Origin of the sequence: Chryseobacterium soldanellicola, assembly GCF_900100115.1 — a bacterium.
Lineage (GTDB): Bacteria > Bacteroidota > Bacteroidia > Flavobacteriales > Weeksellaceae > Chryseobacterium > Chryseobacterium soldanellicola.
Genome location: NZ_FNKL01000002.1, coordinates 680,163 through 696,243, shown reverse-complemented (window position 1 = coordinate 696,243; position 16,081 = coordinate 680,163). Strand labels below are relative to the sequence as shown.

The window sequence follows — 16,081 nt, the reverse complement described above, 5'->3', positions numbered from 1 at the left end:
CTTTCCGCTGTATCTTTTTGTTTCGGGCTCCTGAACCATGTTCGTAAACTTTCAGTTTATGCTCCGCCCGAAACAAAAAGGATGTCGCGTCAATCAGGGCTAGGGTGTTTGTCGTTGATTTAAATAGTTAGAAAATCCACAAAGTTTGTCATCCTGGAAGATCCAGCTACTAATTTTCCAACAGACAATTAATTCAGATTTCAAAGAAATGATAAAAAGAGCATAATTTTTTATTTAACACAATAAAAAATTCTCAGAAAATCCAAATATCATTATATTTGTTGAAATGGCAACGAAAGCACTTTTCAATACTGTGGTAAATTGGTTTATTCGTCAAAGAATAGATCAGATTCAGAATTTTATGAATCATCCTATTGAAACTCAGAAGGGAATCCTCTTTTCTCAGTTATTCCATGCGGAAGATACCGAATACGGAAGAAAGAACGGTTTTAATTCTATTTCAAGTTATCAGGACTTCAAAAACAAGGTTCCGATCGTCACCTATGAAGATTTTGAGCCTTATATTGAAAAAGCAAGGCAAGGTCAGAAAGATGTAAGCTGGCCGGGCTATATCAAGCATTTTGCTAAATCTTCGGGAACCACCAATGCCAAAAGCAAATTTATCCCGATTTCCGCAGAAAGCCTTGAATATTGCCACCTGAAAGCCGGAAAAGACATGGTTTCCATTTATGCCAATAACCATCCTGAAAATCAGCTTTTTACCAATAAAAACTTACGTTTAGGCGGAAGCTCAGAATTATATGCAGATTTTAATACAAAATTTGGCGATTTATCTGCTATTTTGATTGATAATCTGCCATTTTGGGTAGAAATTACAACGACTCCGAGCAAAAAGGTCTCTTTGATGGGCGAATGGGAAAGTAAGCTGAAAGCCATCGTTTCTGAAGTTAAAAATGAAGATGTGGGAAGTATTTTGGGCGTTCCAAGCTGGATGATGGTGCTTTTACAAAAAGTTTTGAAAGAAACCGATGTTAAAAATATTTCAGAATTATGGCCTAATCTTGAAGTTTTTTTCCATGGCGGAATCAGTTTTAAACCGTATAAAGAACAATACAGGCAGATTATCGGAAAAAACATTAATTACTACGAAATTTATAACGCTTCTGAGGGCTTTTTCGGGATACAGGACAGATCAAATAGTGATGAAATGCTTCTGATGCTGGATTACGGTATCTTTTATGAATTTATTCCGATGGAAGAGTTCCATTTTTCAAACCCGAAAGTTGTTAACCTTGAAGATGTAGAAGTCGGAAAAAATTATGCAATGGTGATTACCACCAATGGCGGTTTGTGGAGATATTTAATTGGAGATACGGTGGTTTTTACCTCAATTAATCCGTTTAGAATAAGAATTACGGGACGGACGAAACATTACATCAATGCTTTTGGAGAAGAATTAATGATCACCAATGTTGAATCTGCACTCTCTAAAGCCTGTGAAGAAACCAATGCCCTGGTGCTGGACTTCACAGGAGCCCCGGTTTTCATGAAAGAAAATGAAGGTGGCGCTCATGAATGGATTTTTGAATTCTGCGAAAAACCGAATGATTTGGAGCGTTTTATCGATATTTTTGATCAGCATCTGAAAGCTATCAATTCAGATTACGAGGCAAAACGATACAATAACATGACTTTAAAAAGACCAATTGTACATATTGCAAAACCCAATCTTTTCTACAACTGGCTGGAATCTAAAGGCAAACTTGGTGGACAGAATAAAGTCCCGAGACTGAGCAACGACAGAGAATATATCGATCCTTTACTGGCTCTTAACAAATAAAAAACCGCAGAGATTTCTGCGGTTTTATGCTTTTATTTCTTTAAATCTTCTTTCAGCTTCTTAGCAGCGTCTTCTACTTTTGAAGCCCCTTTTGCGGCAGCTTCTTTTGCATCTTTGCCTACTTTATTGGCTTCTGCTTTGATGTCCTGCCCGGCCTTCTGAAGATCTTCTTTCGTTTTATCTGCCGTTGCATCGATTTTATCTTTTGCTTTCTGAGCAGCGTCGTCGATTTTATTTCCGGCCGCGTCTACTTTCGCCTGAACATCTTCTTTAGCTTTATTCACTTTCGAAGAGTCAACATTTACTCCATTTTCGGCTACAGTGGTCGTTGTTGTTACAACTGATCCGTCCGGGTTTTCAACTTTTTCAGTTTTTGTAGTTGATTTCGTGCACGATACAACCAATGTTGCAATAATTACTGCCGATAAAATGTGTTTTTTCATACTTTTATATTTTTTAAATGAGTTTAAATATAAGAAAAATCCTATTCTTTTTTTGTTTCATTCGAAGAAGCGGGCGAAGTTGTTTTTTCTTCTTTCTTTTCTTCACCTGCTTTTTTCTTTTCCTCTTCCTGCTTTTTCTTGTTTTCTTTTTCTAATTCTTCCTTAATGCGTTTTTCTTCAGCCTCCAGTTTCAACGCTTCTTTCACAGAATCCTGATATTGCTGAGAAGACATTCTGATCTGGCGAACGATATCCACGGAAGTTGCTCCGTCCGAAAAAGAATCCACAGGCACCGTATCATACTGCGTCTTTGAAGTATCTTGCGGATACAGATCAGCAGGCTCTTTCTTGGAACAAGATATCAGTAAAAGAGAAAAAATAAGGACTGTAAATAGTAAATTTTTCATGGAACTAATTTAATAGAAATTCCGCAATTACAGGATAGTGATCCGATAATTTCACAGAATTGTCTACCTTATAGCTTAAAGGAATAATTGATTTTGAAGTGAAAATATAATCAATTCTCAAAGGTACTTTATAATCATGAAAGCTCGAAGAGCTGCCGTTTCCAGTTTCTAAAAATGCATCCTGAAGATCTTTCCCTAAATTATAATATTCATAAGAATTCGGTACAGAATTAAAATCACCCGCTAAAATCACAGGATATGGTGAAAGATCTATTGCCTTTCTGATCTTTTTAATCTGATCTTCATGTGCTTTAAATGTCGGGATCATGTGAGAAAGCAGTGTATTGATCTTCCCGCCTTCTTTCCCCAGACCATCATACTGAAGCATTGATTTATGAAGCCTGAATGGCTCCAGATAGACATTTATTACTCTAACAATTTTTCCGTGAATATCAACATCGGCATAAAAAGAGTTCCCTCTCGATTTATCGGTGATCAGCTCTTCCTGTCTTACGATCTTATGTTTTGTTTTTAAAATCACGCTGGGATATTTTACCATATCCTGCCGTAACGTTCTGTTTGTGTCTCTTTCCTGAACCAAAATAATGTCGGCATCCTGATCTCTGATATATTTTTTCACTTTCTCCCAACCAAAATCGCCGTATTTTACATTGAAAGTCAATACTTTAATATCTCTTATCGATTTAAGGTTTTCGCTTTTCGGAGTAAAATTAATCCATCTTCTGATCGGATTATAAAATAAAAACATCCCCAAAACAAATGCAATGGCTATTTTTTTTCTTTTAATCACCCAAACTAATGTCAAAATTATATATAATGACATGATATACGGAAATCCCAGAGAAAGAAGATTCAGGTTGCCTAAAATATTAGGCGGAATCCATGCATTTCCTAAAGTGCACAGCAATAAAATAGCAACAACAATATGAATAAATAACAATATCTGGTTCGGCTTCATGAAAAACGGTCTAGAATACGCTGTTTTTTCAGCAAAAATCCTACCAATAAAACGGATTTAACTAATTTTATGATTTTAATCTTTTAATGAAAAAGTGGCAATGACCGGATAATGGTCAGAAATTTTAACCGATCGATCGACCTTATAACTAACTGACTGAATGGATTTTGAAGTAAAGACATAATCAATTCTCAACGGAAATTTATAGTCATGAAAACTGGTTGAGCTTCCAGTTCCTGATTCCATGAAAACGTCGTTCATATCTTTTCCAAGATGATAATATTCGTAGGAATTCGGAACCGAGTTAAAGTCGCCGATCAGAAAAACAGGATATGGTGATTCATCGATCGCTTTTCTGATGATTTCTACCTGCTCCTGATGCATTTTAAAAGTTGGGATCAATCTTTTAACAACATCCTTCAGTTTCTGCTCATCCTGCTCACTGTCGCCATTAAGCTTAACCATCGCTTTTTCAAACTTGAACGGTTGAAGATAAATGTTAATAAAACGGTATTTCTTTCCTTTAAGCTCAACATCGGTTTGGCTGGCGTAGGCATTATTGGTTTCATAATCGCTGTCAATCAATTCTTTCTGATTAAGAATTGTATATTTTGAAAAAATAGCGACTATTGCATCGAACTTTACGTTTTTAAGATTTTTAAACTGATAATCTTTCCCGCCATGTTCCTGTAAAAAAACAATATCCGCGTCTGAACCATCGATATAGTCTTTAATATTTTTCAAACCAAAAATCCCGCCTTTTGCGTTTAGAGAGACAATTTTAAGGTTGGCTGCTTCTTTTTTATCCGCACTGAAGTTTATCCACCTTTTTACCGGATTTGTGAACAATAAACCCAAAAGCATAAATACAAAAGCTCTTTTTTTCCAGCTGAAAAGCCAGAAAACCGTCAATAGAACATAACCCGTCATTAAAACCGGAAATCCGAGAGAAAGCAAATTAAACCAGGGAAAAACTTTTGGAGGAACATAGGCATTTAAAAGCATTCCTGATAAAAGAATAAAAATTCCTAAATGCGCTATTAAAATGATGGTACGAAAGACTTTCACAGGATCTTAATTAAATCTATATAAATGATTCCTCCAGTTTCTAGCCAAAAGCCAGCCTACCAAAGCACCACCAACATGAGCCAAATGAGCAATTCCTCCTGCATTTCCCGTGACTCCCAAGAAAATTGAAACCACAATGACAACAGGCATTAAATATTTAACTTTCATCGGAATCGGAATAAACATCATCGCAATTTTTGCATCGGGATAAAGTGTTGCAAAAGCAGCTACAACCCCAAAAATAGCTCCAGAAGCCCCGACCATAGGTGTTCTCAGCAAATTATATAAATTTTGAGATAATTCTACTCCTTCAGGAGTTTTAGCACTGATATTCAGACTGCCTGAATAACCAACTGCTGCCTTTGTGTATATTTCCGACGGATCTATTCCTAAAGCATTTAATGCAGATGAAATTTGTTGAACTTCAATAAAATTCCAAAGATTAAATAAAACAAAGGCACCCAATCCACTTGCAAAATAAAGAATCAAATATTTTTTTTCTCCTAAGGCTTGCTCTAAAATCGGCCCGAAGCTCCACAATGTCAACATATTAAAAAGTATATGCACATAACCGCCATGCATAAACATGTGAGTGATTACCTGCCAAGACTTAAAGTTGGGAGACAACGGATAATAGCCCGAAAGCGAATCATACAGCTGGGGAAGTATAAAAAAAGATACAATAAATACTATAACATTTAGAATGATAATATTTCTTGTAACTGGGGGTATATTATTAAACATATCCTTTAAAATTTATTTTTAATATCATTAAAAGGCACTTCATAGAAACACCTTTTTCCGTTGGGTAAAAATTCCGGGAAGCCTAATGCTGTGAAATCTTTAATTAATTGCTCGGCATCTGCTTTATAAATAAAATCAAATCTTGATTTTGACTGCATTTTATTCCATTGATTTTGATAAAACTGCATAAATTCTTCTTCTGTTTTATATTCCAGGATTTCAAACAGATTTTCAAGGAATTTCATCACCTGAGTTTCCTTCAAACCTTCAGGAACGGCATCAATTCTTAACACATTTTCATGAGCGATACTTGTTTCAAAACCAAGCTCCGGAAGGTATTTTTTTATTGATCTGTACTTATTTTTCTCGATTTCATTCATGTGATATTCCAAAGAAAAAAGAAGCGCATGGCTGTTGGTACTTCCTTTTTTTGAAGTCGATTTATTATTCTCGGAAACCACCAATCGGTGCATTCTTCCAAGGTCAAGCATCAGTGTTCTGTCGCCTTTATTAAACAGCCAATATCCGTTGGGAAGCCGCATTAGATCTTCATCAAAATCTTCTTCTTCAAATAAATTAATTTTTGAAGGTTCTGCAGCGATATTCTGATGATACATCTCTGCAAGATTCTGAATTTCAACCTTTTTAACTTCTCTTTCTTCCAAAAACGGATTATAATCTTTATCTACAATGATTTCAGGCATTTTAAACGAGCCTCCGTTGTTTCCTTTGCTAGGAAAAGTCTTCTGCATGATTTCGTCAAGCTGCGGATCTCTTTCAAAATCAAGGCTTGGCGCTACATTATAAATTCCTAAAGACCTTTTAATTGTGGAACGAAGAAGCGCAAAAATAAGATGCTCATCTTCAAATTTGACCTCCGTTTTTTGCGGATGAATGTTGACATCGATTTTCTCAGGATCAAGCTCCAAAAAAAGGAAAAAAGTAGGAATATATCCCGGTAAAAGAAGTCCTTCAAATGCTTCCTGAACCGCTTTATTGAAATACGGACTTTTAAAATATCTTCCATTCACGAAAAGAAACTGCTCGCCTCTCGTTTTCTTGGCACCTTCCGGTTTTGCAACAAAGCCGTGAAGCCGGCACCAAAGAATATCTTCTTTAATAGGAATCAGCTGCGGCTGCAGTTTTCTTCCGAAAATATCGACAATACGCTGCATCTGACTTCCCTTTCTTAACCTGAAAACAGGCTCATCATCATGAAACATGGAAAACTCCAAATTCTCATGAGCCAGCGCAACACGTTGAAACTCATCAATTACGTGCCTGAACTCGATATTATTATTTTTAAGAAATTTTCTTCTTGCAGGAACGTTGTAGAAAAGGTTTTTAACTAAAAAATTAGATCCTTCCGCCGTCTGGGCCGGATCCTGAAACTGGAAAACGCCACCTTCAATGTAAATATTCGTACCCAGAGCCGAATCTCTCTGTTTTGTTTTTAATTCAACCTGGGAAACCGCCGCGATAGAAGCCAAAGCCTCGCCACGAAAGCCTTTTGTAGAAATTTTAAAAATATCTTCCGTTCCTCTGATTTTTGAGGTGGCATGCCTTTCGAAAGCCAGCCTAGCATCGGTTTCAGACATTCCCTTTCCGTCGTCAACTACCTGAATCAGATTTTTTCCTGCATCTCTTATGATCAGCTCGATTTTAGAAGCATCTGCATCGATGGCATTTTCCAAAAGTTCTTTCACAATGGACGCGGGTCTCTGCACCACTTCTCCTGCCGCAATTTGGTTGGCCACATGATCCGGTAAAAGCTGAATAATATCTGACATAAAACGTAAATCAACTTACAAAAATAGTCAATGAAAATGGTAATAAAAATATAAACTATAAATTAAAATTTATTCATCTATACTGAAAAACCGCTTTCTCTTATTCCATCGTTCTTTTAAAACATTTCTTTTATTGATTAATTTTTATTAAATACAGCTTATAATTTCAAAGAAATTCTAAATCTTAAATTTTACTAAAACCATGAACAATAATGTAAAATAATTAATTATAAATAAATAATTTATAAAAATAATACATATTAAATTTAATATTAATAAAATTTATTTTGGAATTTTAATGTTAAATAATTATTTTAGCTTAAACTAATTACTTCACAATACAGGCACACTTTTCTTTTCCTGAGATACACTTTATACAATTTTTACATAAAATTTCAATTTCCTTAATTTTTAATAATTAAATTATATGAGAAAGTTTATTTACCCTCTTTTTTTTGTTGCTGGATTTTACAGCACATTCCAGGCCCAAACTGCTAATGTTGGTATCGACACATCAACTCCGGGCTCCAAACTCACGGTCAATGGTTCTTTTGCTCCGGCATATAGAGCAGTAACAGGCAATTACACCATGACAGGCAACGACTATTATCTTGTTTCAAACAGTGCTGCTGACAATACGGTTACCCTCCCAGCCGCGCAAGCCGTCGGTTCCGGTAATTTTAAAGGCCGGTTATATGAAATCAAGAACACCCATCCTACCACGACTTTGACGGTAGCCGCAAACGGCGCAGAGCTGATTGATGATATCGGGGCAACAGGTCTTGCTTCTATTACTATTACTCCGGGAGACGGGGTACTTTTAGTCAATAACGGAAACACTTCGGGGACGACCTGGGAAGTTGTGAGCTTTCACAGCGCTGTTCCCACTAAAGATTATGACTGGCTGAAGGGAACCAATCAAATTCCTACTAATCCTACGGATAACAATACAACCATCTATCACATGGGCGGAAATGTGGGGATCGGAACTAATGCTCCTACTTCAAAATTAGATGTTGAGACCGGTAATATCGAGCTTACACAGGGTAATGCCGTACGATGGGGAACCGATGACACAGGAGAGCGTATTTATTCAGCATTAAATTTAGGCACATCAGGAAATAATATGTACTTAGAATCAAGAGAGTATATGTATTTTATTGCCGACAGAAATAACACATCCGCAGCAGGCAATGATGTGGGTTTTGTCTGGGGAACCAACACAAGTTGGCAAGATGGCACTCCCACAGAGCTTATGCGTCTTACAGATGCCGGCAATGTAGGTATCGGAACCGCAACTCCTACTGAAAAATTACATGTAAACACCACCGTTGTTAATGAAGGTATTGCCTTGTCTCAAACTGCATTAACCAATACGGTAATGCTTAATTCCAATTCCGGTGGCGGATATCTCGGCTTTATCAACAATAGCGCAAGTACAGATGCAACCCTTACGGCGTATATACAGCATCGTGAGCCTAATGCGGCAAATGGTTTTGCGAATGACTTAGCCTATAGTGCAACCAATGGTACTCATCATTTCCTGCAGCCGGTCGGGATCAATACACAATCTCCTGCTTCAGGTTTTTGGCTGGATGTGGCGGGTAATATCCAGTGTAATAATATTCAGATGACAGCTTATGCAGGAACCGGAAACCGAGAAATTGGTGTTAACGCTGCAGGTAGCGTAATTATCTTTCCTTCGGATCTGCGTCTTAAAAAAGAGATTACTGATTTAGACAGCGGCATCAGTAAAGTAATGAAGCTTCACCCGGTTTATTACAACTGGAAAAACCCTGACGAATACGGCAAACAAAGAGAAGTTGGCTTCATCGCACAGGAAGTAAATAAAGTGATTCCGGAAGTGGCCAGCACTTTCAAAAAAGAGGATGGACAAGAATATAATACAGTTAACTACTCCAGAATGGTTGCGGTGCTTACAAAAGCAATACAGGAACAGCAAGCTTTAATTGAAAATCAAAATAAGCGTATTTCTGAACTTGAAGCCAAGCAAAAAACGTCTGCATCACTGGAAGAAAGACTCGCCAAAATGGAAAAATTTATTGAAGAAAGCCAAAAAAAATAATTAATCATCAATAAAAAAATAACAGCCCTCACTTTTAAAAAGTTGAGGGCTGTTTTCACAGCTAGTTTACACAAAATTAATACTGATATTCCTTATATTTAACATCGTCAAATACAAGCTTTCTCTTTTCCTGTCTTTTTTCTTTAATTTCGGGAATTCCATGAATTTTGTCGTATAAATACGCCATAATATTCGGCTTTTTATAAATCTTACTGTATCTGTATTGCGTATGAAAGTGTCTGATATGGATTTTATACGCATCATACCCGATAACAACCAACAAACAAAGACTTATCACATAGAAAACCCTGAATTCCAGGTAATAATAGGTTAATCCCGAAAAAACCGCTCCCAAAACATACGCAATCATAATACTCATCAGAAGTTTTGCACGGCCAATTAATTCCGCATTTTTCCTGAATTTTTTCTGCGTAAACATTGACATTAAAATCCCCAAATCGGTCGTTGTCCCGGTAAGGTGTGTCGTTTTCACGGAAAAGTTTGAGATACTTGCCGTTAAACCATTCTGCAAACCGGTCGCAAACAGCATTAATGCTACCAGATATTCCGTTTCTTCCAGTGTTTTCCGGTAGAAAAACTGCCCGTAAATCCCAACAAACAACAAACACAGTATTTCTAATACAATTGGCATGGCATGCGCAAAATATTTACTTTTTTTATTGAAGGTGATGACTATAAAATTAGATACAAAACCTCCGAAAAAGAACAGGAAAATCCACGTTCCCACAACCGCAACCTGCGACCAGTTGCCTTTGCTGATCTCAGCCGCCAAAATTGCATAATGCCCCGTCACGTTCGATGTAAAGGAGAGAAATATCAACAGAGATGCTATATTTATAGTTCCTGCCGTAAAGGCAGTCAGCGTCCCCAGTCTAATGTTGTCTCCCAACGTCCTGCTGTTACTATAATTTCTTAACATTTTTTTATTTTTTAATCGTTCATCCTATTAAACTTCGACAAAAACCTCGGCAAGCCTTCCTCTTTCAGGAAGTCTCTCGGCAACCTCAAATCTGATTTCCTGAGATTGAAGCTCTTTACACTTTTTGATATAAGGAATAAGGTCGAATTTCCCCTTTCCTTTACTTTTAATTGAAGGAGAATAGTAGGCTTCCTCAATGTTTTCTGCTTTTACATAATTATTAAAGGCTCTCTGAAAACTTCCCGTGAAAATATCACAGACGATTTTATTAATTAAATGAGGATATTTATTTTTAATGATCCCGTAAGCATCGATGAATTCCTGAGGCCTGATTTTGTTAAAAACCGTACTTTTTGTAGTAAACAGAAGATCTCTGATAGAATCTCCCATTTCATATCCTGAAACCAAAAGAATATTGTATTGATTCTGTTCTTCCGAAGCGTCTTTCTCTTTCAGCACTTTTTTCAATATATTTAAAGACTCGAGAGAATAATCCGTGGCAATTAAAATTGTTTTAGTCATATCTTTAAGATTTAGTTGATGATCTTTTTTGATATTACAAAACTATGCTCCCCAAATTAGAAGCCTTTTGGAATGGAATTAAAATGTCATTAAAGAGATTAGAATGAGATTAGAAAATTGTTAAGAATAATTAATATTGAGAAAGGGTTCTATTAATTTATGCGAGATGCTTCGCTCTGCTCAGCATCTCTTCAAGATTTATGTTAATTTCTCTTCAACCTGCATACGATAGAAATTCGGAAAACGAAGCTGCACCGTTGTTCCCTGGTTTTCGTGAGAACTTACAATTAATTCGCCATGATGCATTCTTACGATATTTCGCGCCAAAGGAAGCCCGATTCCGTAGCCTTCGTAGTTTTTTGTATTGGAAGCCCGGAAAAAAGGATCGTAGATTTTATTCATTTCCTCTTCGGGAATTCCTATCCCAAAGTCTTTTACAATGATATAAACATCTGTATCAGTGGCTCCTAGCGAAACTTTGACCTGTTGAAAATTAGAATATTTACAACCGTTCTGAATAATATTCGTCACGGCAAGATGCAACAATTGCTCGTTACCCTGAACTTTCAATTTTTTGGGATTATCAGGTAACATACTTATATCCAGATAGATATTATTTCTGGAATCGATTCTTCTTAATGTTTCGATGACATCCCAAAGCAGCTGATCCATTCGTACTTTATCCATTTTCTGGATTTTCCCGTCGAATCCGGTTTGAGCGATCATCAGTAAAGCCTTGATTTTTTTGTCTAATTTCTCAGCTTCATCCAAAATAATTTCCAATGTTTCCTTGTATTCATCAGCATTTCTGTTGATAGAAAGGGCAACATCAGCTTCTCCCATAATTGAAGTTAGAGGTGTTCTTAATTCGTGGGAAACATTTCCGATAAGATGATTTTGGGTTTCAAAAGAGGTTTCGATGCGATTCAACATATCATTGAAGGTATCGACCAACTCGTTTAATTCTTTATTATCAGGCTGAGATTCAAGGCGGAGATGAAGATTTTCGGAGCTGATTTCCTTTACTTTTCCGGTGATTTTTAAAATTGGCTTAAATAAAGTTTTAGATAAATAAAAAGAGAAAATCATGCTAAAAAATAGCGAAAGCACGATACATGTTATTAAAGTTCGCTTCAAAAAGCCTAAATAATAAACCACATAATGGTTTTTTGCGGAAGCTATCGCGATGTATTCTTTATTATCAAATTTAAACGTCTGACCGATGTAATAAAACTCTTTGTCGTTGTAATTTGCCTCGCCATACCTTACAATATTTTTGAAAAAATGATCGGGAATATGAATTTTTTGAGAGATTTTTTTGAAATTGGAATCGGTCGGAACAGCAAAAACATAGTCTTTTTCCATGGGAAGTTCTTCATCATTCAGACTGTTTAGGACATAATTTTCCGGCAGATCAAGATCGTTTTTACTTTTTTCAATCTGTACAATCGTGGTGGTCCGGATTTTTAACAATTCATAAAACCTTTGATGTGAAAAGTTGACAATCGAAAAATAAACCAGCCCGCCAAACAGCAAAATAATGCCGGTAAATACCAACATTAGAAGCACCATTGTTTTGGTCTGATTTGTTACAACTCTATTAAACATTCTAAGATTTTTTAAGGACGTAGCCCATTCCTATAACGGTATGAATCAATTTATTATCTTCCTTATGATCTAGTTTTTTCCGTAAATAATTAACGTAAACATCCACAACATTGGTTCCCAATTCATAATTTACTCCCCAAACCGCATCTAAAATTTCGGCTCTGGAAATCACTTTTTCAGGATTATTAAGGAAATATAAAAGCAATTTATATTCCGTAGACGTGAGGGAAATTTCTTCACCGGCACGCGTCACTTTTTTTGTATAATCGTTAAGAATTAAATCTGAAAACTGAAAAACGTGCTCATTATCAACCTCCGGTTCTGTAATTTCAGGAATATTATTGTTGCTTCTTCTCAACAAAGATTTTACGCGGGCAACCAATTCTATAAATTTGAAAGGCTTTACGAGATAATCATCTCCTCCGCTTTCCAGTCCTAAAACGATATTTTCGGAAGTTCCCAAGGCTGTCAAAAACAAAATCGGAACGTGCTTATTGGTTTTTCTGATTTCTTTGCAGGCATCCAAACCATTCATTTCAGGCAACATAATATCTAAAATCACCAAATCGAAATCGTTGGATTGCACGAGCTGCACTCCGGTTTTCCCGTCAAACGCCACGGAAACTTCATAGCCATTTTCCTGCAATCCTTTCTTTATAAAGGATACAACGCCGGTTTCGTCTTCGATTAGGATAATTTTATTCATTGAAATAGGGAGTTTCACAAAAATAGAGATTTAATTTTTATTTTTTAAACTATTAAAGTTCAATTGCATTTTAAAATACAAATTGCATGATTTGAGCAGATTAAGAACAAAAAGCTATCTTTGCATCGAAAAAAAAATTAATTATTCTTAATCCATGAAAAACCTTTACAAATTATTCCTTGGATCTATATTTTCTATTGCAGCCGTAAATATGGCACACGCTACGATCCGTTATGTCAATCTTAATAATACTGCAGGGACGGCCGCGCCATATACATCTTGGGCAACCGCAGGAAGCGACATCCAAACAGTGATCAACGAAAGTGTTGCCGGAGATGAAATCTGGATTGCGGCGGGAACTTATAAACCCAACTCTATTCCTTCTGTAGCCACACCATCTAATATTGGAAGCTTAACGGTTTTTCATGAAAGAGATTATACTTTCTTTGTAAAAGACGGTGTAAAAATCTACGGCGGGTTTTCAGGAACAGAAACACTATTTAGCCAAAGAAACGTTGTTTTAAATGAAACAATCCTAAGTGGAGACATTGGTATTCAAGGAGATGCATCCGACAACTGTTATCATGTCATTGTTTCTGCAGACGGCAATATCGGCACTGTAATAGACGGATTTTCAATTACTAAAGGAAATGCCAATAATTATTCGGGAGGGATGATGATTAATAATCACTTTATTTACAGAGCCTGTGGAGGAGGTGTCTTTTCCGGCTATGGCAAAAGTACAATAACAAACAGTACATTTTTTGATATTTCTGGCGGCAGCGGCGGTGCTGTTTATCTTCAATACGGGTATAATACCGTTTCCGATAATATTATCTATAATAATACAGCAAACAGTGGTCCTGCAATTCACACAGACAATGACACTTCCGTATTTTCGGGCAATACCATTTATAACAACAGTGCTATAAGTGACGGAGGAGCAATTATCACCTATTACAGTACCAATACAATTAACAACAATAAAATTCATGACAATATAGCAGGCTCTCGTGGCGGTGCAATCATGATAACCAGCGGAAACAGTACATTTACAAACAATATTATCTATAAAAATAAAGCAAACAGCGGTATTGCAGGAGGTATTTATCTAAATTACGGAACCAATATCTTTTTAAACAACGTTTTATACGAAAATACCGCATATGCTGCGGGTGGCGCAATCTATTCTGTAGGTAATAATACATTTACAAATACAATTATTTATAAAAATATATCATACACAGGGGGTGGCGCATTTTTTTTAGGTTCAGGAACTCATATTTTAAATAACAATACATTATACAGTAACACCGCAAGTAGTAATGGCGGCGGAATATACACAACCTCAGGAAACAATACTTTAAGAAACAACATTTTCTGGGATAACAAAAAAGGAAATTCAGCAAGTGTGGTGGGTTCTGATTATTATAATTATAATAATACAACAACCATCAGTTTCTCAAACAATCTTCTGCAGCTTCCGAACACTTCTTATACAACAGCAGCCTTCAATTCTTTAGGATCTAATCCTCAAGGAAACATTTTTGCTCAAAATCCTAGTTTCGGAAATCCGGCAATTCCACTTGGAGCAGATGGCATTCCTCTTACGGCAGATGATGGTCTGGCATTACTCAGTAACAGTGTTTGTCGCGGTTCAGGAACCACATCCGGCGCGCCCGATTATGACTGTACAGGAGCTCCCCATACCGGCATCCCTAATATGGGTGCTTATGAGGTTGTTTTTCCAACCCTCAATACATCAGAAACCGGAAAGAAGATTATTCTAAAGATATACCCAAATCCTGCAAAAGATATTCTTTATTTCTCGGAAGAATTAAGCAATATTGAAATCAGTTCTATTGATGGCAGAAAGTTAAATGTTGCAGCCACTAAAAAAGATGCTGATCTTTCTCAATTACCAAAAGGCTTATATATCATTACAGGTAAAGATAAAAACGGAAATAAAATATCTCAGAAATTTATTAAAGAATAAAATATCTTGTAATAAAGAACTATTAAAGTATGCTGAATAATTTCAGCGTACTTTTTTTAAATATGAAAGGACCAAAAATAAAAACCCTCCGTAATCAAATTACAGAGGGTTTTAAAGTACCCCAGACGGGACTTGAACCCGTACGTCCTTGCGGACACAGGATTTTAAGTCCTGCGTGTCTACCAGTTCCACCACCAGGGCATGGAGTGGAGCGAAAAACGGGATTCGAACCCGCGACCCCAACCTTGGCAAGGTTGTGCTCTACCAGCTGAGCTATTTTCGCAAAACGTGTGCGGATGAAGGGACTCGAACCCCCACGCCTCTCGGCACCAGATCCTAAGTCTGGCGTGGCTACCAATTACACCACATCCGCGTTGTTTTATTTAAGGTTTTATTTTAAAGATCTTGTTTCGTTTTTGTGAGTGCAAATATAGGGCAATTTTCTTTAGTTGCAAGAATTTTTAGAAAAAAATTTAAAAATTTTGTATTTTTTTTTCCGGACCCCTTTTATTACATTTCATTTTATTACTTTTACATCGTTAATATTTATGATATGGAATTACAAGGAACGGTAAAGAAACTTTTTGATGCTCAGACATTTGCGAGCGGGTTTCAGAAAAGAGAAATGGTTATTTTGACGCAGGAACAGTATCCACAGCCGATAAACATAGAGTTTTTGTCTGATAAGATCAGCTTATTGGATAATATCAAAGAAGGAGAAAATGTAAAGGTGGGAATCAACATCAGAGGCAGAGAATGGGTTTCTCCTCAGGGTGAAACCAAATATTTCAACTCAATTACAGGTTGGAGAGTAGAGAAAGTTTTCGACAACGGTTCGGAGCCTACACAAGCTTCGCCTTCTCAATCTGCGGCGCCGGTTTCTAACGAAAACCCCTTTGCCGGAGATGAAGACGACGATTTACCTTTTTAATTAAAGAATACAATCAGATAATAATCCTGCTTTTACAAGTGGGATTTTTTTTCCCTAAAA

The 16,081-nt window shown here is 36.5% G+C and carries 14 protein-coding genes and 3 tRNA genes; 4 read left to right on the top strand and 13 right to left on the bottom strand.

All coding sequences use genetic code 11. The annotated features are described in order from the left end of the window. Nucleotides 1-286 precede the first annotated feature (286 nt). Nucleotides 287-1,801 carry a GH3 auxin-responsive promoter family protein gene (locus BLT04_RS08050; RefSeq protein ID WP_089755267.1) on the top strand — a complete coding sequence of 505 codons (1,515 nt, stop codon included), beginning with the start codon at nucleotides 287-289 and terminating at the stop codon, nucleotides 1,799-1,801. A gap of 32 nt (nucleotides 1,802-1,833) precedes the next feature. On the opposite strand, the gene BLT04_RS08045 is transcribed toward BLT04_RS08050, so the two are convergent. From BLT04_RS08045 to mutL, 6 genes are all read right to left on the bottom strand, one after another. After that, the gene (locus BLT04_RS08045) at nucleotides 1,834-2,244 is read right to left on the bottom strand and encodes a hypothetical protein (RefSeq protein ID WP_089755266.1); all 411 of its coding nucleotides are present in this window, start codon (nucleotides 2,242-2,244) and stop codon (nucleotides 1,834-1,836) included. Between the two features lie 41 nt (nucleotides 2,245-2,285). Then, nucleotides 2,286-2,651: a hypothetical protein gene (locus BLT04_RS08040; protein WP_089755265.1), complete on the bottom strand. Its 366-nt coding sequence runs from the start codon at nucleotides 2,649-2,651 to the stop codon at nucleotides 2,286-2,288. A gap of 4 nt (nucleotides 2,652-2,655) precedes the next feature. Next, nucleotides 2,656-3,630: an endonuclease/exonuclease/phosphatase family protein gene (locus tag BLT04_RS08035; RefSeq protein ID WP_089755264.1), complete on the bottom strand. Its 975-nt coding sequence runs from the start codon at nucleotides 3,628-3,630 to the stop codon at nucleotides 2,656-2,658. Between the two features lie 75 nt (nucleotides 3,631-3,705). After that, nucleotides 3,706-4,698: an endonuclease/exonuclease/phosphatase family protein gene (locus BLT04_RS08030; protein ID WP_089755263.1), complete on the bottom strand. Its 993-nt coding sequence runs from the start codon at nucleotides 4,696-4,698 to the stop codon at nucleotides 3,706-3,708. A gap of 6 nt (nucleotides 4,699-4,704) precedes the next feature. Continuing rightward, nucleotides 4,705-5,442, bottom strand: coding sequence for a rhomboid family intramembrane serine protease (locus tag BLT04_RS08025; RefSeq protein ID WP_089755262.1), 738 nt, complete (start codon nucleotides 5,440-5,442; stop codon nucleotides 4,705-4,707). A 5-nt stretch (nucleotides 5,443-5,447) separates the two neighbouring features. Continuing rightward, the gene (mutL, locus tag BLT04_RS08020; RefSeq protein ID WP_089755261.1) at nucleotides 5,448-7,232 is read right to left on the bottom strand and encodes a DNA mismatch repair endonuclease MutL; all 1,785 of its coding nucleotides are present in this window, start codon (nucleotides 7,230-7,232) and stop codon (nucleotides 5,448-5,450) included. Between the two features lie 427 nt (nucleotides 7,233-7,659). Between mutL and BLT04_RS08015 the strand changes: the two genes are divergently transcribed. Further along, nucleotides 7,660-9,318 carry a tail fiber domain-containing protein gene (locus BLT04_RS08015; RefSeq protein WP_089755260.1) on the top strand — a complete coding sequence of 553 codons (1,659 nt, stop codon included), beginning with the start codon at nucleotides 7,660-7,662 and terminating at the stop codon, nucleotides 9,316-9,318. A gap of 76 nt (nucleotides 9,319-9,394) precedes the next feature. Here the strand turns inward: BLT04_RS08015 and BLT04_RS08010 are convergent, their stop codons facing one another. From BLT04_RS08010 to BLT04_RS07995, 4 genes are all read right to left on the bottom strand, one after another. Next, nucleotides 9,395-10,258, bottom strand: coding sequence for a YoaK family protein (locus BLT04_RS08010; RefSeq protein WP_089755259.1), 864 nt, complete (start codon nucleotides 10,256-10,258; stop codon nucleotides 9,395-9,397). A gap of 27 nt (nucleotides 10,259-10,285) precedes the next feature. Beyond that, nucleotides 10,286-10,780, bottom strand: coding sequence for a hypothetical protein (locus BLT04_RS08005; protein WP_089755258.1), 495 nt, complete (start codon nucleotides 10,778-10,780; stop codon nucleotides 10,286-10,288). Nucleotides 10,781-10,978: 198 nt separating this feature from the next. Continuing rightward, nucleotides 10,979-12,388: a sensor histidine kinase gene (locus BLT04_RS08000; RefSeq protein WP_089755257.1), complete on the bottom strand. Its 1,410-nt coding sequence runs from the start codon at nucleotides 12,386-12,388 to the stop codon at nucleotides 10,979-10,981. Nucleotide 12,389: 1 nt separating this feature from the next. Beyond that, entirely contained in the window at nucleotides 12,390-13,094 is a 705-nt protein-coding gene (locus BLT04_RS07995) for a response regulator transcription factor (protein ID WP_089755256.1), read from the bottom strand. Between the two features lie 154 nt (nucleotides 13,095-13,248). Between BLT04_RS07995 and BLT04_RS07990 the strand changes: the two genes are divergently transcribed. Then, the gene (locus tag BLT04_RS07990) at nucleotides 13,249-15,090 is read left to right on the top strand and encodes a T9SS type A sorting domain-containing protein (RefSeq protein WP_089755255.1); all 1,842 of its coding nucleotides are present in this window, start codon (nucleotides 13,249-13,251) and stop codon (nucleotides 15,088-15,090) included. A gap of 117 nt (nucleotides 15,091-15,207) precedes the next feature. Here BLT04_RS07990 and BLT04_RS07985 read toward each other — a convergent pair. The 3 genes from BLT04_RS07985 to BLT04_RS07975 form a co-directional block, all read right to left on the bottom strand. Then, a tRNA-Leu gene (locus BLT04_RS07985) sits at nucleotides 15,208-15,291 on the bottom strand. 6 nt (nucleotides 15,292-15,297) lie between these two features. Continuing rightward, nucleotides 15,298-15,373: transfer RNA gene (locus BLT04_RS07980), tRNA-Gly, on the bottom strand. A gap of 8 nt (nucleotides 15,374-15,381) precedes the next feature. Next, nucleotides 15,382-15,463, bottom strand: a tRNA-Leu gene (locus tag BLT04_RS07975). A 180-nt stretch (nucleotides 15,464-15,643) separates the two neighbouring features. Here BLT04_RS07975 and BLT04_RS07970 point away from each other — a divergent pair. After that, a complete protein-coding gene (locus tag BLT04_RS07970) occupies nucleotides 15,644-16,021 on the top strand; it encodes a DUF3127 domain-containing protein (RefSeq protein WP_089755559.1) in 378 nt (125 codons plus the stop codon). Nucleotides 16,022-16,081: the final 60 nt, after the last annotated feature.